The sequence below is a fragment of the Kitasatospora sp. NPDC098663 genome, assembly GCF_044760075.1.
Classification (GTDB): domain Bacteria; phylum Actinomycetota; class Actinomycetes; order Streptomycetales; family Streptomycetaceae; genus Kitasatospora.
In genome coordinates, this window is the sequence record NZ_JBIWAP010000028.1 from 88,431 (window position 1) to 107,564 (window position 19,134).

Here is a 19,134-nt window from a genome sequence, read left to right on the forward strand (position 1 = left end):
GGCCGCGCCTACCCGGGCGGGCCCGCGCCTAACGCCGCGCTTCGCAGGCCCGCTCCCGCTCGGGGCGAGGTGACTGTGAGGGCGTTACCGGGGAGGGGGCTACCGGCTCTGGACGGCGATCAGGCAGGTGTCGTCGTCGGTGTCGGCGGGGCTGAGGTCCAGCAGGCGATCGAGGTAGCGCTCCAGGTCTGGGCCGGGGGCTCCGGCGTCGCGGATCAGCTGGTCGACGGACTCCTCGACCGGGCGGTCCCGGCGTTCGACCAGGCCGTCGGTGTAGAGGACCAGGACGTCGCCCGGCGGCAGGTGGGCGGTGTGCTCCTCGTACCGGGCGTCGTCCAGGGCGCCGAGGAGCACTCCGTGCGGCAGCGGCAGCACCTGGGCACCGTCCGCTCCGACCAGGATCGGGGGCAGATGCCCGGCCCGCGCCCAGCGCAGTTCGCCGCCGGCCGGGTCGACGAGCACGCAGACGGCCGTCGCGGTGATCTGGCCGGGTTCGCGCAGGGCGACGGTGTTGGCCCACTCCAGCATCCGGGCCGGGCCGGCGCCGGTGACGGCGAGGCCGCGCAGCGCGTGCCGCAGGGCGACCATGCCGGTGGCCGCGCCGACGCCGTGCCCGGCGACGTCCCCGACGGTGAGCAGCACCCGCTTGTCGGGCAGCAGCAGCACGTCGTACCAGTCGCCGCCGACCCGGTCGTGCTGGGCGGCGGGGCGGTAGCGGACGGCGGCGCGCAGGCCGGCCGGGCCGAGCGGGGGCGGAGCGGCGGGCAGGATGGCCTGCTGGAGCCGCAGCGCCAGTCGCTCGCGGTCAGCGGTCTCCTGCTCGCTGTCGGCCAGGCGTGCCCGGGTGGCGCCGAGGGCGACCTCCGTACGGTGCTGGGCGGACACGTCGTGGAGGGCGCCGCGCACACCGGTGAGCCGGCCGTCGTCGTCGAGGACGGGTTCGGCGATCACCCGGGTGTACCGGTGGGTGCCGTCCCGGTGGACCAGGCGGACGACGGCGGAGGCGGTCCGGTGCCGGCGCCGGACGGTGTCCAGCAGGCGCCGGATCGCGGGCTCGTCGTCGGGGTGGGCGTGCCGGGCGAGTTGGGCCAGCGGTACCGGGTCGGTGTCGGGCGCCAGCCCGTAGATCTCGTGCAGGCCGTCGCTCCAGCGGATCCGGCCGTCGGCCGGGCACTCCTCGAACCCGGCCACCCGGGCCAGCCGCTGGGCCTGGCGCACCAGGGCGGTCTGCTCGGTCTCACCGGCCCGCGCGGTCTCCGTCTGCCAGCCGACCAGCACGCGGCCGCCGACGGGGGCCGCCGCGAGCAGGACGGTGGCGGGAAGCGCGAGTCCGCCCTGCTGGAAGACCAGCCGGATCCGCTCGCCGGCCAGCGGGGCCCCGGTCTCGTGCACCCGGAGCAGCCGTTCGAAGAGGCCGCCGGCGCACGCGGCCGGGTAGACCTCCAGGAGCGAGGCACCCTCCAGCGTGTCGCGGGGGCGGCCCAGCGGGTCGCGGAAGTGCGTGTTGGTGCGCAGGAGCGTGAAGTCGGCGATCTCTCCTCGGCGGACGACCGGCTCCAGCAGCAGGGCGGGGGTGGGCAGGCCCTCCAGGAGCGCGGTGTCGTCGGCGGGCGGGACGGGGGCGGGAGCAGGGACGGGAGCGGGGACGGAAGCACCGGTGTCGGCGTCGGCCAGGAGGGTCGCGCAGAGGTCGGCGAGGGCGTGGAGCCGGCGGCGCTGGGGCCCGCCGAGCACGGGTACGGGGGCGGGTTCGGGGCCGGGTGCGGGCCACAGGACCTCCAGCGCGCCCCGGCGGCGGCCTGCGTCGATCAGCGGGAGGACGGCCCGGGCCGAGCCGGCTCCCACCGACGGGCCTGCGGCCTCCGGGTCACCGGGCCACAGCTCCGCGCCGCCGACCACCACGCGCTGGGCCGGGGTGGGGACGCCGGGTGGCACCCGGCTCCAGGCGTCGGCCTCGGCGGCGGGCAGCCCGGCGTGCGCGGCGAGGGCGAGCGCGCCGCCCGGCAGCCGCAGCCACAGCACGACGGCGTGCGCGCCGAGCGCGTCCGCCGTCTGCTCCAGGACGGCTTCGGCGACGCCCTGCAGATCGGAGACGGCGGCCAGCGCGGGCGTCACGTGGTCGGGCGGCGCGTGGTCGGGCGGCGCGTGGTCGGGCGGCGCAGAATCGGCCGCCCCGGGTGCCTGGCCGGAGACCCCGGCGATGTCGGCGGCCAGGGCCGCCACGGGCACGGCGGCCTCCCGGGCCAGCCGGGCGAGGCGGGCGGCGGCTTCGGCGGGCAGCAGGCCGAGGCGCTCGGCCAGGATCCCGGTGGCCAGGTCGACGACGGCGCGGGCGCGGGCGTCGGCCCGCACCCGGGCGGCGGCGCTCTGGAGCCGGCGCACGGTCTCGGCGAGGGCCCGGGCCGTGGTGTCCGGGGGCTCCTGCCCGGTGGTCATGGCGCGTCCAGCCAGTGCTGCATCCGGCCGAGCAGGTGTCGGGTGTCGACGGGTTTGGTGACGTGGTCGTCGGCGCCGGCGGCGAGGCTCTTGTCGTGGTCCCCCGGCATGGCCTTGGCGGTGACGGCGATGACCGGCAGGCGGGCGAAGCGCTCGTCGGCGCGGATGGCGGCGATCGCGGCGTAGCCGTCGAGGCCGGGCATCATCACGTCCATCAGCACGAGGTCGGTCTCGGGGTGGGTGCGCAGCAGGTCGAGCCCGGCGCGGCCGTCGGGGGCGTGCAGCACGGTCAGGCCCTGCTGTTCGAGGGCGGCGGCCAGGGCGAAGACGTTGCGCAGGTCGTCGTCGACGATCAGGACGGTGCGCCCGGCGAGGGTGTCGTCGGGGGGCGGGTCCGGGTCGGCGGCGGGCGCGGCCGGATGCGGTCCGCCGAGCAGGTGGATCACGCGTTCCCGCAGGTCGTCCAGGCCGTGGATGAGGTCGACCCGGCCGATGGCGGGGTCGGAGCGGCCGCTCGGGCCGTCGCCCTGGTAGCCGAGGACGGGGGTGTCGTCGGCCAGGACGTCGAGCAGGGTGGGCGCCAGTTCGCCGGAGTGGGCGAGGTCGAGGACGACGCAGCGGTAGCGCCCGGCGCCGAGGGCGGCCCGCAGTTCGGCCTCGTCCCCGACGCTGTGGAGCCGGACCGGCTGCTCCGGTGTGCCCGGCGCGTCCGTGGCGTCGCGGGTGACCAGGGTGAGCAGGCCCGGCGGGTCGGGTTCGACGACGAGGACGTGCGGGCGGTCGGCCGGCGGCAGCGGTACGTGCCCCAGTGGCAGGTGGAGGGTGAAGCGGCTGCCCAGGCCGGCGGAGGAGCGGACGGTGAGGGTGCCACCGAGGAGCCGGGCGAGTTCGCGGCTGATCGACAGCCCGAGGCCGGTGCCGCCGTAGCGCCGGCTGGTGGTGCCGTCGGCCTGTTGGAAGGCGCCGAAGATGCTGTCCAGGTGGGCGGGGTCGATGCCGATGCCGGTGTCCTCGACGTGGAACGCCACCGCTGCGGCCGCGCGGCCGAGCTCGGGCGGCAGGTCGGGGCGTTCGGCGTGCTCGATCCGCAGCCCGACCCGGCCGACGTCGGTGAACTTGACGGCGTTGGAGAGGAGGTTGCGCAGGACCTGGCGCAGTCGGGCCTGGTCGGTGACGAGTTCCTGCGGCACCGCGTGGTCGACCTCGACCTCGAAGGCGAGGCCCTTCTGGTCGGCGAGCGGTTTGAAGGTCGACTCGACGTACTCCAGCAGCTCGCGGACGGCGAAGGGCGCGGGGGCCAGCTCCATCTTCCCGGCCTCGACCTTGGAGAGGTCGAGGATGTCGTTGATGAGCTGGAGCAGGTCGGTGCCGGCGGAGTGGATGACGCCCGCGTACTCGACCTGTTTGGGGGTCAGATTGCCGGTGGAGTTCTGGGCGAGCAGTTGGGCCAGGATGAGCAGGCTGTTGAGCGGGGTGCGCAGTTCGTGGCTCATGTTGGCCAGGAACTCCGACTTGTACATCGAGCTGAGGCTCAACTGCCGGGCGCGCTCCTCCAGTTCCTGGCGGGCCTGTTCGATCTCCAGGTTCTTGGCCTCGATGTCGCGGTTGCGCTGGACGAGCAGGGCGGCCTTCTCCGCGAGTTCCGCGTTGGAGTGCCGTAGTTCCTCCTGCCCTTCCTGGAGCTCTTCGGAGCGGGCCCGGAGTTCGGCGGTGAGGTGCTGGGACTCGGCGAGCAGTTCGTCGGTGCGGGCGTTGGCGAGCAGCGTGCCGATGTTGACGCCGCAGGACTCGGCGAACCGCGTCAGGAAGTCGCGGTGGACCGGGGTGAACGGGTGGACGGAGGCGAACTCCAGGACGCCGAGCAGCCACTCCTCCAGGGCGATCGGCAGGATCACGAGCGAGCGGGCGTCGGCGGCACCGGAGCCGGAGGAGATGACGGCGTAGCCGGGTGGCAGGTCGTCCACGGCGATGGTGCGCCGGGTGCGGGCGGCCTGGCCGAGCAGGGATTCGCCCGGGCGCAGCCGCTGCGGCGGCGTGTCCCCGACCGGGCGGCCGTAGGCGCTGATCAGGGCGAGTGCGGGGCCGTCGGCGGTCTCCTCGGCGAGGTAGAAGGCGCCGTACTGGGCGCCGACCAGGGGTGTCAGTTCGTCGGTGATCATCTCGGCGACGGCCCGGATGCCCCGCCTGCCCTGGATGGCGGCGGAGAAGTGGGCGAGGTTGGTCTTGAGCCAGTCCTGCTCCTGGTTGGCGCGGGTGGTCTCGCGCAGGGAGCCGACCATGGCGTTGATGTTGTCCTTGAGGTCGGCGACCTCGCCGGAGGCGTCCACGCTGATCGAGCGGGTGAGGTCGCCGGCGGCGACGGCGCTGGTGACCTCGGCGATCGCGCGGACCTGCCGGGTGAGGTTGCCGGCCAGCTCGTTGACGTTCTCGGTGAGGCGCTTCCAGGTGCCGGAGACGCCCTCCACCCGGGCCTGGCCGCCGAGCCGGCCTTCGCTGCCGACCTCCCGGGCGACCCTGGTCACCTCGGCAGCGAAGGAGGACAGCTGGTCGACCATCGTGTTGACGGTCGTCTTCAGCTCCAGGATCTCCCCGCGCGCGTCCACGTCGATCTTGCGGGTGAGGTCGCCCCCGGCGACGGCCGTGGTGACCTGGGCGATGTTGCGCACCTGGCTGGTGAGGTTGTGCGCCATGAAGTTGACGCTGTCGGTGAGGTCCTTCCACGTCCCGGCGACGTTGGGGACGCGGGCCTGGCCGCCGAGGATGCCCTCGGTGCCGACCTCCCGGGCGACCCTGGTCACCTCTTCGGCGAAGACGCACAGGGTGTCCACCATGGTGTTGATCGCGTCGGCGAGGGCCGCGACCTCGCCCTTCGCCTCCACGGTGATCTTCCGGGACAGGTCTCCACGCGCGACGGCCGTCGCCACCTCGGACATCGAGCGGACCTGGCCGGTCAGGTTGGAGGTCATCACGTTGACGTTGTCGGAGAGGTCCTTCCACGCTCCGCTGACGCCCTTGACGGTGGTCTGGCCGCCCAGGTTGCCGGCGGTGCCGACCTCACGGGCGACCCTGGTCACCTCGCCGGCGAACGCGGACAGCTGGTCGACCATGGTGTTGAAGACCATCGCGATCTCCCCGAGCACGCCGGGCTGCTCGGGCGCGAGCCGGGTGGCGAAGTCCCCGTCGCGTACGGCGGTCAGCCCGGCGAGCAGGTGCCGCAGGGCCTGCTCGGCCGGGTCGGCGCCGGGTACCGGCCGCTCGTCCATCCGTCCCACCGCCCGGGTCCGCCGCACGGGCGGGATGCCCGACCGGGCTCCCCGACCCCGGGGCGGCGGGCCGCCGCCCTGCTCCCACTGTGCCACCGGACGGCGAAGGGCGACAGGCAGGACAGGTGTCGCTCCGGCGGGCCGGGGGGCCAGGGGGCCGGGGGGCCGTCCACGACCGCCGTCCGCGCGTTCACTCCGGTGGCGCCTCCCGCAGCACGAAGACCTCGACGGCCCCGGTCAGTTCGAGCATCCGCAGGACCAGCGGACGGGGGCGGGCCAGTTCGATCCGGCTGCCCTCGGCGGCCGCGCGGGCGTGGGCCCGGAACATCGCGTTGAGCCCCGTGGAGTCGCAGAACTCCAGGCCCGCGCAGTCGAGCACGATGACGGTCAGCGGCGCGGCCAGGGCCGCGTCGAGGGCCGTGTGCAGGGCGCCGACCGAGTCGAGGTCGAGTTCGCCGTCCAGCGCGAGGACGGTGCCGCCGGCCCACGGCCGGGCCCGTGCCGTGAATCCGCCTGTCTGCGGGACACGGCCGGTCGGTGGTCGGCGGGTCATGGTGTCGGCTCCTTCCGTTGGCGGCCGGTCGGGCGGTTCACGCCGTGCGGTACGCGTCCGCCCTCGCGGGTGCGAGGCGCAGGCCCGTGGCCGGGGGCGCCGTCCGCGCCGGAGGTGACGGTGCCACCCGCCGGGTCGAGGGTGCCGTCGAGCACGGTGCTCCTCCTTCATCGCGCTTCATCGCGCTTCATCGCGCTTCATCGCGCTTCGCCCACGACGGCCCCCCGCAGCGCGGCTATCCGCTGCGGGGGGCCGGAAACGCCCGGGAGGGAGGTGAATCAGCGCGGCGCCTCGGGTGCGGCGGCTTCCTCGTCGTTCACTGCGCCGTCGTTCACTGCGCCGTCGTTCACTGCGCCGTCGTTCACCGCGCCGTCGTTCACCGCGCCGTCGTCCGCTCCCCCGCCTTCGGCCGGACCGGCGGGTTCGTCCGCCCAGCCGGGGGCGTCGCGGTCCTCCAACTGCTCGCGCAGGCTGGTGAGGGTGGCGGTGAGCAGGCGGGAGACGTGCATCTGGGAGACGCCGATGCGCTCGGCGATCTGGGACTGGGTCCAGCCGTCCCAGAAGCGCAGCTTGAGCACCGTCTGATCGCGGCACGACAACCGGGCCAGCAGGGGGCGCACGGCGGTGCGGAAGTCCGCGAGTTCGATGCCGGGGTCGCAGGCCCCCATGCGGTCGAGCATGGCGCTGCCGCTCTCGTCGAGGTCCTGCTCGCGCGCCGCGTCCAGCGAGTCGGGCCGGTAGACGCGGCCGGCGACCAGGCCCTCGGTGGCCTCCTCGACGGTGATGTGGAGGTCCTCGGCGATCTCGTCGGGGTGCGGGAGGCGGCCGAGTTCCTGCTCCAGCCGGTCGGATCCGCGGGCGACGGTCAGGTACAGCTCCTGCATGCCGCGCGGGACCCGGACCGGCCAGGAGGTGTCGCGGAAGAAGCGCTTGATCTCACCGGCGATGGTGGGGATGGCGTAGGTGACGAACTCGACGCCGCGATGCGGATCGTAGCCGTCGACGGCCTTGATCAGGCCGATCGTGCCGACCTGGAGGATGTCGTCCATGTCCTCGGCGCGATGCCGGAAGCGGGCGGCGATGAAGCGCACCAGCGGCATGTTGAGTTCGATGATCGTGCCGCGCACGTAGCTGTACGCGTGTGTTTCGCGGGCGAGTGCGGCCAGGCGCTCGAACAGCGCGTCGCTGAGTTCGCGTGCCTCGTACTTGCCCATCGCGCGCAGTTGCGCGTCCGTCGGGCGCAGTGGCACGTCGGGCGGCAGGCCGGACGGCGGGGCGGCCGTACGGTCGGTGGGGCGACCGGTTTCCAGCGTGGTGGACACGGTGGCTCTCTCTCCTGGGGCATCGGGGCGAACGCCCGGCGCCGCGAGCGGCTCGCGCCGAACGCGACGGGGCTGCTTTCCGGAGGACTTTCCGGAGGACCTGAGCCCGGCTTGGTCGGGCGACGGTCCCGGTGGCACCCGGCGGGGGTGCGGACGCGACTGGCTGCGATCCACGGCCGCGTCATGCGTTCTCTACCCGACACACGACTTCCGATTCATGTTTTGGGTGGTTTATTACCTTGTCCACGGGTACACGCGCTCGGGCAACGCCCTCCCACCGCGAAAAGGAGCGCCGCCATGCCCCGAGGATCCAGCCCCAAACGGGAGCGCCAGTACGAGCACATCAAGGAGAGCGCGCTCGACCGGGGCGAGAGCGAGAAGCGGGCCGAGGAGATCGCCGCCCGCACGGTGAACAAGGAACGCGCCCGGCACGGCGAGTCGAAGACCGCGAGCCGCAGCTCGATCCACGACATCTCCTCCGGCCGCCGCGGCGGGCAGCGCTCGCACACGGGGGCCCAGGGCCCGACCTACGGCCAGCTCTACAACGAGGCCAGGCAGCGCGGCGTCAAGGGCCGTTCGAAGATGAACAAGAGCGAGCTGTCACATGCGCTGGGCCGTTGAGGAGGGTGTCATGAGGACGACGCCGGTGCGGACGACCACACCTCTGATGACGACCACGCCGGTGATGATGACCGTCCCGGCTCCCCCGGGCCCGGACACCGAACCGGTCCCCCACCCGAACCCCGCCCCGAAGCCGGGTGAGGACCCCGACCCGGCACCGCCGCCGATCCCGCCCTTCCCCGATCCCGACCCGTTCCCGGGCCCCGATCCCGACCCGTTCCCGGGCCCCGGTTCCGACCCCGACCCGGCACCGCCGCCGGTCCCGCACCCCGGTCAGGCCTGAGACCCCGCTATGCCCTGAGACACCGCTCGGCCCTGGGACCCCGCTCAGCCCTGGCGTGCGCCGGGGTCCACCGGGGCCGCGACCTCCAGCCAGACCAGCTTCCCCTCGCCCTCGGGCAGGCAGCCCCAACCGCGCGCCAGCCGGTCCACCACCCGCAGGCCGTGGCCGCCGGGACGGCCCGGATCCGCGAACGGGCGCAGCTGCGGCGCGGCCGGGCTGGCGTCCGAGACCTCCACCCGCAGCCGCTCGCCGTCCCAGCCCAGCCGCAGTTCCCGGGGACCGCCGGGCGCGTGCAGGCACGCGTTGGTGACCAGCTCCGACACCATCAGCAGGACGTCCTCCGCCGCCGCCAGCCGCCTGACATCCGGCGCGGGCAGCCAGTGCCAGGCGAGCAGCGCCGCACGGCTGAAGTCCCGGGACCGCTGGACCGCGCCCTCACTGCCGGCCAGCACGAGCCGCCTGGTCCGGTCGGAGCCGCTCCGCCCCGGGCCGGAAGCCGTGTTCCTCCGACCGAAGTCCTTCGGCAACGCTCCTTCCCCGGGGCTCTTCATGCCGGGTTCTCCTCACTCCACGTCGTCGCGGCCGCGCTGCGGCGGGTCCGCGGTCCTCAGAGCGGCGTCGAGGTCGGGGTGGATGCGCAGCACCGTGTCGGCCTCCGTGATCGCGAACAGCCTCGCCACCACGGGCCTCGGACCTGCGAGTTCCAGCCGCAGACCGGCCGCCTCGACGTCCAGGCGTGCGCGCAGCAGCAGGTTCAGCCCCGTGGAGTCGCAGAACCGCAGGCCGGTGAGATCGACGACGATCCGTTCCTCGCCCCCGGCCACCGGCCGGGAGAGCGCCGTCCACAGACCGTTCGCGCTGCCGTGGTCCAGCTCACCTTCGACGGAGACCACCCGCGCGCGGCCCTCCCGGCGCACCGCGACGCGCAGGCCGCCGGATCGCTGCTCCCCCTCGCCCCCGCTGGGCTGCTCGGCTGGCCGTGGCACGGCGGGCTCCCGGTCCGGTCGCGGCGGCGTCATGTGGTTGCGACCACCATCCCGTGCGGCAGGTCGGGTCGCACGGACGGCCCGGGCCGGACGGACCGCCACCCCGGGCAGAGCTACCGCCCCGGGCAGGACCGCCGCCCCGGGCAGACCCGGGCTCACCGCCCGCTCCTCGTCCATGCCCCGCGTGTGCCCACAGCCGCGGCGGCTACACGTGTGAGGGAGCAGGAGGCGATCACCATGCCCGCGCCGCAGGGCCTCGCGGCGCTGCGGGTCGCGCTCGCGGCGCGGCTGTGAACGCGAGCGCTCGCGGCCCGCCGCCCGTTTCCTCACCCTCACCGTTTTCGTGCCCTCGCCCGTTTCCGGCCCGTCGGCCCGGGTAGCCGCGCGACGCCGGACGAAGCCCGGCAGACGCCAGGGAGGCCGCCCGTGCGAGTGAACGGCGCGAGACCGGCCCGGCGGCGCCACCCGACGACCCGGGTGGTCCTGCCCCGGGCGCGCCCCGTCGTGTCCGACGGGTCCGAGGGCCGCGTGCCGGCCGGGCTGCGGACCGCCGCCGGGTACACCTGGCGGCTGCTCCTGCTCGGCGTGGCCGCCTACCTGGCCGTCTCCGTCCTCGGCCGACTCCAGTTGCCCGTCATCGCCGTGTTCCTGGCGCTGGTCATCACCTCGGTCCTGCGGCCGCTCGTCGACCTGCTGGCACGGGCACTGCCCCGCTCGATCGCCGTCCTGCTGGCCCTCGTGTGCGCCATCGTGGTCGTGGGCGGCGTTCTGGCCCTGGTGGGGACGACCGTCGCCGGCGAGTGGGGCCGGCTGGGCACCGAACTGCACGGCGGCCTCGGACGGATCGACCACCTGCTCACCGGCGCCCCCTTCCACCTGCGCGCCGGCACCATCACCGACCTGCGGGCGAAGCTCAGCGAGTTCATCACCGCCCACCGCTCGGCGCTGCTCAGCACCGCGCTCAGCGGGGCGAGCCGGGTCGTCGAAATGCTCACCGGCCTGGCACTCGCGGTGTTCTGCTCGGTGTTCTTCCTCCACTCCGGCGACCGGATGTGGTGCTGGGCGCAGCACCAGCTCCCGGCTCGGTCACGACCCGCCTGGAACCGTGCGGGGCACGCCGCGTGGCGCACCTTCGCCGGCTACACCCGGGGTGTGCTGATCGTGGCGGCGACCAACGCGGTGCTGGTCGGCGTCGCACTGGCCGTCCTGCGGGTGCCGCTCGTACTGCCGCTGATCGTGCTGGAGTTCGTCGCGGCGCTCGTCCCGCTGATCGGCTCCCCCATCGCGCTGGCCGTCGCCGCGCTGGTCGCCCTGGCGGCCCGCGGCCCGCTGGTCGCGCTGCTGGTGCTCGGGCTGATCGTGGTCATCGGCCAGATCGAGGGCCACCTGCTGCACCCGCTGGTCATGGGCTGGTCCGTCCGGATCCACCCGGTGGCGATCGCGCTGTCGGTGATCGGCGGCGCCGTACTGGCCGGTGTCCTCGGCGCGGTGGTGGCCGTGCCGGTGGTGTCGGTCGCCTGGGCGGTGATCTGCGAACTCCGCGACCACGGCCCGCCACCCCGCCGCCCGGGCCCACGAACCAACCCTCCAACGGCACCCCACGGTCAACCGCCCCACCACCCCGCCGAACACCGACACCCGCACCGCCCCACCCCCGGCCGCGACACCCGGTGACCGGCCGGACCGCACCACACCGCCGCCACCTCGGCACCCCGTGCACCTACGGGGTCGCCGCCGGCACATCGGAATGAGCAGGGAACGCGTCCGTCCGACCGCGTCGTTGGTCCACCCGGAGAGGAGCGCTCATGAAGACGCGCCAGAGGGACCGCGACACCCCCGAACCGCAGGCGCCGTGGAACGAGGTCAGGCCGCGGCTGTGGTTGGGCGGACACTACTGGGCCGGCCCTGAAGGCGAGGCGCAGACCGCCGTCGTCGGTAGCGAATTCGACCTGGTCATCAGCCTGTTCACCCGAGCAGGCCACGGGCCGAGCCCCGGAGTGGACCATCTGATCAGTGAGATCCCCGACCGCCCACTGACGGCCGAGCAGCTCCACTCGGTCCGGCAGCTGGCCGTCACTGCCGCTGCGGCTGTACGGAACGACCGAACCGTTCTCGTGCGTTGCCACTCCGGCTACAACCGCTCAGGCCTCGTCGTCGCTCAGACCCTGATCGAGCTGGGCCACGACGCCGTCACCGCCGTCGCCCTCATCCGGCAGAGGCGATCGCCCTGGGCCCTGAACAACCGGACCTTCGAGCAGTACCTCAACACGGGATTGGACGTCGCCTACCTCCTGGCCGGACTCGAAACCCACACCTGACCGGCGCCGAACGGTCGGATTCGCGCCAGAGTTGCACGCGACCCGTTCCCTTCCTGCCCGGGCGTCGTTGAGCAGGTGATCGATGCGACCCGGCCCGGACGGTCCGCGTATTGCCAGGTGACCCGCCCAGGGCTCGACCAATCGGCATGACGAGGGAGACTGACGATGAAGCTGAGTGTTCGACGCGGACTGCTGGCAGCGACCGCCACGGTCGGCCTGATCCTGGCGGCGGCCGCGCCGCAGGCCACGGCCGCCGGCCCGCAGCACCCCACCTCCACCACCAGTACCGAGCAGGCGGGCGGGCAGCGGGTGGCGCCGGGGGACCCGGTCCGCGACGGGAGCCCGGACTCCGCGGTCGACCGGGTCGCCGACTTCTACGGCGCCTACATCGACGCCGTCTCCGACGGCACCGACAACCTGTCGGACGGCCTGCGCGCCCACTACCTCACGGCGGACCTCCAGCAGCGACTGGCCGCCTGGGAGCAGGCCAACCACGCCGACGGCGTCCTCCGCGCCCAGGACGTGCCCACCCACTGGGAGGTGCGGTACCACGACTCCGGAGCCGGCCACCTCTTCACCACCGTCACGCTCACCTGGGGCACCGGCCCCAACGCCACGCACACCAGGCTGGCCGTGCAGAGCGACCTGAGCACCAAGCTCATCTCGGACATCGAGGACGCCCCGGCCGGATACTGACCCGGCTCCCGGCGACTGCCGTCCGTGGTGGGACCGGCTCCCGAGCCGGTCCCACCACTGCCGTCGCCGCATCGTCCGATGCGCACTCGCGCCGTTCTGCCACCGGCGAAAAACCGGCCCGGCCGGGCTCGACGCTCACTACAGTCCGGTCCCATGACGACGGTTACCACGCGCACGGTCGAGTACCCGGCCGACGGCCTCACGATGATCGGGCACCTCGCGCTCCCGGCCGGTACCGGCCGCCGACCCGCGGTCCTGGTCGGGCCCGAGGGGCCGGGGCTGAACGACTTCCAGCGCCGCCGGGCCGACGCCCTCGCCGAACTCGGCTACGTGGCAATGGCCTTCGACATCAACGGCGGGCGCTGGTTCACCGACCCGCAGGAGATGCTGGCGCGCATCACTCCCCTACTCGCCGACCCCGACCGGATGCGGGGCATCGGCCACGCGGCGCTCGACGTGCTGCTCGCCGAACCGCGGACCGACCCCGACCGGATCGCCGCCATCGGCTACGGCACCGGCGGCGCGATCGCACTGGAACTCGGGCGCGACGGCGTCGACCTGCGCGCGATCGGGACGGTCAACGCCCTGACCACGGGCCGGCCGGGCGAGGCCGCGCGCATCCGCTGCCCGGTGTGGGCCGGGGTCGGATCGGAGGACCCGATCATGCCGCCCGCGCAACGGGACGCGTTCGCCGCCGAGATGCAGGCCGCAGGCGTCGACTGGCGCCTCATGGTCTACGGCGGCGCCCTGCACGCCTTCCACCACCCGACGGTCGGCCACGCCGTGCTCCCCGGCGTCGGCCACCACCCCCGGCACGCTCAGCGCGCCTGGCGCGACATCGTCGCCCTGCTCACCGAGTGCCTGCCCGTAACGGAGTGACCCGGTCGGCGGACCCGACCTTCCCGACCTGCCCGACCTGCCCGACCTGCCCGACCTGCCCGGCAAGTCAGGCGAGTCAGGCGAGTCATACGTCGGGTTCTGCGATCTGACGCACCAGGTGATCGCCCTCGAACCAGCGGCTCAACAGCTGGTGAACCGGGTCCGCACTCCCCGCCTGGTCTCCACGGCCCCAGCCCCAGCCGGCTCCCTGGGCGGGCGGCGTGCCCCCGGTCATCGCGGCCAAGCGGATCAGCGCCGTCTCGGTAGCGCTCGCGTCCTCCATCCCGAGGGCCCACATGGACACCTGCGGATCCGCGGCGGCCGCCAGGACCGGGGAGAGCCCGCATCCGGCCGAGTACCACAGGGTGTTTCCACGACGCCGCGCGTCCCGGAACTGCTCGGTCCAGGTCCTCTCGTTCCTCGTTCGCCTGGCCACGCTGCCCGACCTGCCGATGTACAACACCGGATGACCGACCGCCCCCGCGTCCACCCAGACGTAGATGCCCGATCCGGTCACCTCATCCGGACTCTCCGGCGGTCGAGGTACACCTTTCGATGCCCGGCCAGGTACACGGGAACGTGCCCACGCGACAGGAGCGGCGACATGGTGACCGGCCGCTCGTAGGGGGTTCCGTGTCACACCTGAGATCATGAACGCATGCCCGAAGAATCGGACCCGCTGTCAGACCTTTGGCAGTTCGTGGCGTCCAGTGCGACCGACTGGTTGCTGGAGCTGTGCGGTGATGGCCTGACCGGGTTCATGCCGCCTGCGCTGCCCGATGCCGTCTGGGTGCTCAATGCCATGCACGAGCACGAACAGGAACTGCCCGAGATGGCGTACCACGAGTATCAACAGGCGCGTTTGACGAATGGGAGCCCTCTGCCCCGTATCGTCGGCGGTATCGACCTTGAGGCCGTAGGCCTCACCTCGGGGGTTGGCGGCGGCTTGGGCCGCACAAAGCACCCCGGTCCGGGGTGGCGGCGGCTGCGCTGGGCGGAATTCGCCCGGCGGATCGGCGATCCCGTCGTGCCCGACGGACTCATGCCCTCGTTCCGGTGTTTTCCCTCGGCCAGCAAGGAGGGCATCTGGCCGCTGGGCATCGATCCGCCCACCGAGGGGAGCCTGGACCGTGAGAGCTGGAACCGGCTGATCGCCATCCTCACCGAGCACAGTCCCGCTGGCCCTGCCACTTCCTGCCTGGCTTACTACAACCCGCTGCTGCTCGGGGCCATCGACTTCGACAATCTCCGGGTACGCGCAGGTCGTCTCGGTGACGCCGCGCTCCTGTACGACGATCCGGAGGTTGAATTCAGCCCGTCCAATCTCTGGGCCGAGGACCGCTCATGGGTCCTGTGCACCGACTACGACCTGTGGGCCACCAAGGTCGCCGGGCCGCCGGATCTCATCAAGGCGCTGGTGAACGACACCGAGATAGAGGCGATACGGCTGCCCTGGGCGACCTGACGACGAGCTGCCCCGCGCACGGCGCCCAGTCCCGAAGCGCGAGCACTTGCACGTGTACCGGGCTGAGCACTTTCACCTGTACGCCGACACCGGCCCGACCGCCGCACGTATCGTGCTGATGTCCATGCACCCCTCCCAGGTCTCACGAAGGACGCCGACTGTACTGATCGGCCCCGGCGGCCACCTCGACGGGGCACCCCTGTCGCCAGCTCCCATGACCGTGACCCGCACGAACCCAGCGGTTCGGCGGACCGACGGCCACTCCCTCTGCACAACCGATCAGCGATCGGAAGCATCAAAGCGCGCCTCATCCCCGGGGATCGAACAACCAAACGACCATCAAGCCACAACCACCAGTTGTGCCTATAGGGTGCCGCCATGGACCTCGACACCGTTCGGACCTTCGTCGCCGCCGCCGACGCGGGGCAGTTCCAGGAGGCCGCCGCCGAGCTGGCCGTCACCCAGCAGGCCGTCTCCAAGCGCATCGCCGCGCTGGAGCGCAACCTCGGCGTGCGGTTGTTCACCCGCACCGCACGCGGGGCCGAGCTCACCATCGACGGGCAGGCGTTCCTGCCCCACGCGCGCGAGCTGCTGCGCGCCGCCGAGCGCGCGGTCGAGTCCGTGCGCCCGGGCCGCCGTCCGCTGCGCGTCGACGTGATCAACTTTCGCGGCTCGGCGTCGGGCCTGATGCGCGGCTTCCACCGCGCGCACCCCGAGATCGACCTCGACGTGATGATGCTGTTCGAGATCGAGACGGCCATCAACGCCATCCGCTCCGGCGCGATCGACGCGTCCTTCCGCGCCGTCGTCGCGCCCGGCCGGCCCCTTCCCGAGGACATCGAGTCCGTCCGGGTGATCGACGAACCGCTCCAGCTCCTCACGGGTCCCGCCCACGCACTGGCGAGCGCCCGGTCGGTGACCGTCGCCCAGCTCGTCGGGCACCGGATCTGGATGCCCGGCATCGTCCCCGGTACCGAGTGGGGCGCCTACTACGACGACCTCGTCGCCGAGTTCGGCCTCACCATCGAGGCGACCGGCCCCAACTTCGGCTCCGACGCGCTCCTCGACACCATCGCCGACACCCCGGCCCTGGCCACCTTCATGGGCGAGCACACCCGCCTCGTCTGGCCCGCAGACCACGGCCTGCGCCGCATCCCGGTGACCGACCCGACGCCCGTCTACCCCCACTCACTCCTCTGGCACCGCGACAACCCCCACCCAGCCCTCGCCACCCTCCGCACCCACCTCGCCGCCACCACGCCGGGCCACGACGCCCCGGGCACCTGGACACCGGACTGGGTACGCCCCCGCTGAAACGCCACCGCACCCGCAGTCAGCTTGATCCTCAGCCTCTGGCCTGGGATCGGCTTGCTCCCACACACGGACCTCGGCCTTGCCGTAGCAGGACGTGTCGTTCACCGTGGTCACGGCGCTCGACCACCCGCCTCAGCTGGACGCAGGCCAGACCCAGCGAAAGGACAAGCGAGCCAAAGGGGCCATGCCTCAGCAGTACCCGTCGTTGTAGATGTGCCCCGGGATGAAAACCCGCCGCCCCTGCACCACCACCGAAATGTGCTTGTGACTTCAACGGATAGATTGCGAGTCCGCCATCTGTGACCTTGGGTTTCGACTTGTAGTTTGCGAGCCATTCCGAGGGTTACTTTGCAAGGTGCCGTCCGGCAGTAGTGACCGCTGGCAAGGGTCTGATCGGGGTGTGACGCATCGTCACACCGAGCGGTCTCCCACCACCTTGCGGACAGCTACTGACTTGGGCGCTTCAAGGTGATGTGGTCGGGGGCCGGGTGTGGCGCGCCGGGGTCCACCCAGCCAGGTAGCGCACCCCGCGAGCCGCGGTACCGGCCTGTCTCACTCCACCCTTGCTACTCCGACCAGGTCCGGAGTGCGGTGGCGGAGCTGTGTGGGCGCGCGATGGCGGCGGGAGGTGCCCGGTCGGCCGGGTGCGGTCTCAGTTGGTGACTACCAGGCGATGAGGACCAGGCCCGGGCCACCGTCGGTGCCCGCGGTAGCGTCGTCGCCGGGCACGCCGTTGCCGCCCGGCCGCGCACCGGTGTTGCTGTCGTCGCCACCGTTGCCACCGTGTCCGCCGTTGCCGCCACGGCCGCCGGCGCCGACACCTTGGGGGCGTTGGTAGACGCTGCCGTCGGGCAGGGTCACCTGCGGTACGTCGGCGGCCGCGCCGCCGTCACTGCCCTTGCCGCCCGGGTGGGCCCGGCCGTTGAGGAAGCCGGCACCGCTGCCACCTGTGATGCCCGCACCCCCGCCTTGGGCGGCCGTGGCGGCGGTGCGGGTACAGCCCGGCTCGTCGAAGCCGGGCACCAGGTGCCCGCCAGCCCCGGCACTGCCTCCGGCACCGCCGACTGGGTCGCTGGAGCCGCCTCCACCGTCGCCACCGCTCCCGAAGACGCCCGGGGCCCCGCCGACCGCGAAGCCCACGGAGTAACCGTCAGGCTTCACCAGCGCCGCGTCGTTGTAGGAAGCCTCTCCACTCTTCCCGTTCCCGCCCCGCGTTCCGGCGCCGCCGTGGGCGCCGGATGCTCCGGTGCCGCCGCTCCCGCCGATACCGGCCGTGCCCGCAGCCCCGCCACGGGAGATCTCCCCGGGCTCGGCGGTGAACACCGTGCCGGGTACCGCGTGGGTGACGGCGCAGGTCACGAACTCGCCGCCGGAACCCCCACCACCTCCCGCACCGCTGCCGCCCGCACCGCCGTTGACCCCCGGGGTGCCGTCCTGGTCGATGAGGGGGAACTTGCGGGAGAACGCCTGGCCGCCGCCGCCACCACCGCCAGCACCGCCCCCCGCGCCCGCGCCACCACCGGCCCACAAGTACACGGTGAACGCCTGCACCCCCTTCGGAACAGTCCACTGCCTTTTGGCGGTGAACACCTCCCGCCCGTGCGCTGCGGCAGCCACCGCGGAGTCCGGCGTCACGGCGACGGCGGGCGTCACCGAAGACAGGCACGCGAGCGCCAAAGACGCCAGAGCGACACCGCCGACGCGCCCACGGCCGGCCGGCTGCGAACGCTCCATCAATGAGTTCGTGATCATGTTGTGCTCAACGAGCCTGCCTCACCCCCGTTACCCCTACCCGCCTCTGGCTTTGATGGTTGGTCGGTCGGGGTTCGCGCCTGCGGCGTGCCGAGCGCGTAACAGGCCAATCACCCCGAAGCGCCGAGGTCAGTAAGCCTTGATTGTGCGGCCGACCTGGCGACTTGCTCGATCTTCGCGCGGTAGGATGCGCGGGCTTCCTCGTCGATCTGCTTCTCGTGTTCGGCGCGCAACCCGGTCCGGCCGTCAAGGCCCTCGCGCAGGATGTCGGCGTGCCCGGCATGCCGGATGGACTCCCCGAGGACATGGACCATGATGGCGAACAGGTTCGTGTTGGAATAGGGCTCCGGCCACCAAGGCACGTGGCCGGGGGCATCGAGGGGAAGCTCGTTGATCGTCGCGTCCGAGTGTTCCCACGTGCGCCGGTAGAACCCGATGATCTGAGCGCAAGCCTCGTCCTCGGTCGCCCACTGATCGCTGCCGTCGGACTCCTGCCACCGGGGCAGCGGTTCCGGGGAAGGGCGGTCGAAGACCTCGCCGAAGTACCTGGCCTCGACTGTGGCCACGTGTTTGACCAGGCCGAGGAGGTTGGTCCCGGTCGCTGTCAGAGGCCGGCGGGCGTCGTATTCGGACAAGCCGTCAAGTTTCCAGAGCAACGCCTCGCGGTCTCGCCGCAGTCTCCCGTGCAGGTTGTCCTTCGCGAATTCATCGATCATGCGGCATGAGCCTGCCATGGGCTGATCGTGGTCTCAAGATCCCGTACATGGTCCGCGACCGCCAGAGACCGCACATGACCGCTACTCAACGTGACTCGACCGGCGACCGGACCGCCGCTCGCAAACTACAGCTCGGATTCGCAATCTATCGATCGGAGTCACAGTGCTCGACCGGCCGGTAGCGGGACGCAGGCGTGACCGCCAGAACTGCTTGGACGTCGTCGGCGAGATCGGCTGGGAACGCCGCTGTCAACAGGTCACGGGAGTTGGAGAACGACTGCACCGTCTGAGCATATGTTCAGGCCAGCAGCCGAAAGGATCATCCCAACATCAAGGCTCAAGCTCACCACGGCCGGATCGACGGACAGCGGCCACAACCACGAGCCCGGCACCGAAGTTGGTTCCCACGTACGCCGTCGGGGGGGGGGGGGGGCCGCCCCCCCCCCCCCCCGCCCCCCCCCCCCCCCCGCGCCCCCCCCCCCCCCGCCCCCCCCGAAAAGCCGCCCCACTCCCCCCCCGAGCAGACGCCC

The 19,134-nt window shown here is 72.8% G+C and carries 18 protein-coding genes; 8 read left to right on the top strand and 10 right to left on the bottom strand.

Annotated elements, in window-relative coordinates; all coding sequences use genetic code 11:
* Window positions 1–99: 99 nt before the first annotated feature.
* From ACIQVZ_RS27650 to ACIQVZ_RS27670, 5 genes are all read right to left on the bottom strand, one after another.
* A complete protein-coding gene (locus ACIQVZ_RS27650; RefSeq protein WP_402453474.1) occupies window positions 100–2,436 on the bottom strand; it encodes a PP2C family protein-serine/threonine phosphatase in 2,337 nt (778 codons plus the stop codon).
* Complete coding sequence (locus ACIQVZ_RS27655) at window positions 2,433–5,699, bottom strand: HAMP domain-containing protein (RefSeq protein WP_402453476.1); 3,267 nt, start codon at window positions 5,697–5,699, stop codon at window positions 2,433–2,435. The genes ACIQVZ_RS27650 and ACIQVZ_RS27655 overlap by 4 nt, the downstream gene beginning before the upstream one ends.
* Before the next feature lie 190 nt (window positions 5,700–5,889).
* Entirely contained in the window at window positions 5,890–6,252 is a 363-nt protein-coding gene (locus tag ACIQVZ_RS27660) for an STAS domain-containing protein (RefSeq protein ID WP_402453477.1), read from the bottom strand.
* Window positions 6,249–6,407 carry a hypothetical protein gene (locus ACIQVZ_RS27665; protein ID WP_402453479.1) on the bottom strand — a complete coding sequence of 53 codons (159 nt, stop codon included), beginning with the start codon at window positions 6,405–6,407 and terminating at the stop codon, window positions 6,249–6,251. Before ACIQVZ_RS27665 ends, ACIQVZ_RS27660 begins: the two co-directional genes overlap by 4 nt.
* Window positions 6,408–6,530: 123 nt before the next feature.
* Window positions 6,531–7,574: a SigB/SigF/SigG family RNA polymerase sigma factor gene (locus tag ACIQVZ_RS27670; RefSeq protein ID WP_402453481.1), complete on the bottom strand. Its 1,044-nt coding sequence runs from the start codon at window positions 7,572–7,574 to the stop codon at window positions 6,531–6,533.
* Between the two features lie 297 nt (window positions 7,575–7,871).
* On the opposite strand from ACIQVZ_RS27670, the gene ACIQVZ_RS27675 reads away from it, so the two are divergent.
* Together ACIQVZ_RS27675 and ACIQVZ_RS27680 are read left to right on the top strand one after the other, a co-directional pair.
* Window positions 7,872–8,195, top strand: a complete 324-nt coding sequence (locus ACIQVZ_RS27675; protein ID WP_402453482.1) for a plasmid stabilization protein — start codon at window positions 7,872–7,874, stop codon at window positions 8,193–8,195.
* A gap of 10 nt (window positions 8,196–8,205) precedes the next feature.
* Complete coding sequence (locus tag ACIQVZ_RS27680) at window positions 8,206–8,478, top strand: hypothetical protein (protein ID WP_402453484.1); 273 nt, start codon at window positions 8,206–8,208, stop codon at window positions 8,476–8,478.
* Window positions 8,479–8,522: 44 nt separating this feature from the next.
* On the opposite strand, the gene ACIQVZ_RS27685 is transcribed toward ACIQVZ_RS27680, so the two are convergent.
* On the bottom strand, window positions 8,523–9,029 hold the full coding sequence (locus ACIQVZ_RS27685) for an ATP-binding protein (protein ID WP_402453486.1): 507 nt from the start codon (window positions 9,027–9,029) through the stop codon (window positions 8,523–8,525).
* Window positions 9,030–9,041: 12 nt separating this feature from the next.
* Window positions 9,042–9,464: an STAS domain-containing protein gene (locus ACIQVZ_RS27690; protein ID WP_402453487.1), complete on the bottom strand. Its 423-nt coding sequence runs from the start codon at window positions 9,462–9,464 to the stop codon at window positions 9,042–9,044.
* Window positions 9,465–9,890: 426 nt separating this feature from the next.
* On the opposite strand from ACIQVZ_RS27690, the gene ACIQVZ_RS27695 reads away from it, so the two are divergent.
* The 4 genes from ACIQVZ_RS27695 (at window position 9,891) to ACIQVZ_RS27710 (ending at window position 13,357) form a co-directional block, all read left to right on the top strand.
* Window positions 9,891–11,138 (top strand): AI-2E family transporter, encoded by a 1,248-nt coding sequence (locus ACIQVZ_RS27695; protein WP_402453489.1) that lies wholly within the window; start codon window positions 9,891–9,893, stop codon window positions 11,136–11,138.
* A 131-nt stretch (window positions 11,139–11,269) separates the two neighbouring features.
* Complete coding sequence (locus ACIQVZ_RS27700) at window positions 11,270–11,782, top strand: protein phosphatase (protein ID WP_402453491.1); 513 nt, start codon at window positions 11,270–11,272, stop codon at window positions 11,780–11,782.
* A gap of 165 nt (window positions 11,783–11,947) precedes the next feature.
* Entirely contained in the window at window positions 11,948–12,478 is a 531-nt protein-coding gene (locus ACIQVZ_RS27705) for a hypothetical protein (protein WP_402453492.1), read from the top strand.
* Window positions 12,479–12,631: 153 nt separating this feature from the next.
* Window positions 12,632–13,357 (top strand): dienelactone hydrolase family protein, encoded by a 726-nt coding sequence (locus tag ACIQVZ_RS27710; RefSeq protein WP_402453494.1) that lies wholly within the window; start codon window positions 12,632–12,634, stop codon window positions 13,355–13,357.
* Window positions 13,358–13,442: 85 nt separating this feature from the next.
* Here the strand turns inward: ACIQVZ_RS27710 and ACIQVZ_RS27715 are convergent, their stop codons facing one another.
* A complete protein-coding gene (locus ACIQVZ_RS27715) occupies window positions 13,443–13,793 on the bottom strand; it encodes a hypothetical protein (RefSeq protein WP_402453495.1) in 351 nt (116 codons plus the stop codon).
* Window positions 13,794–14,015: 222 nt separating this feature from the next.
* Between ACIQVZ_RS27715 and ACIQVZ_RS27720 the strand changes: the two genes are divergently transcribed.
* On the top strand, window positions 14,016–14,822 hold the full coding sequence (locus tag ACIQVZ_RS27720) for a hypothetical protein (RefSeq protein ID WP_402453496.1): 807 nt from the start codon (window positions 14,016–14,018) through the stop codon (window positions 14,820–14,822).
* Between the two features lie 378 nt (window positions 14,823–15,200).
* On the top strand, window positions 15,201–16,136 hold the full coding sequence (locus ACIQVZ_RS27725; RefSeq protein ID WP_402453497.1) for a LysR family transcriptional regulator: 936 nt from the start codon (window positions 15,201–15,203) through the stop codon (window positions 16,134–16,136).
* A gap of 663 nt (window positions 16,137–16,799) precedes the next feature.
* Here ACIQVZ_RS27725 and ACIQVZ_RS27730 read toward each other — a convergent pair.
* Entirely contained in the window at window positions 16,800–17,753 is a 954-nt protein-coding gene (locus ACIQVZ_RS27730; RefSeq protein ID WP_402453499.1) for a hypothetical protein, read from the bottom strand.
* 245 nt (window positions 17,754–17,998) lie between these two features.
* Entirely contained in the window at window positions 17,999–18,604 is a 606-nt protein-coding gene (locus ACIQVZ_RS27735; protein WP_402453500.1) for a DinB family protein, read from the bottom strand.
* Window positions 18,605–19,134: the final 530 nt, after the last annotated feature.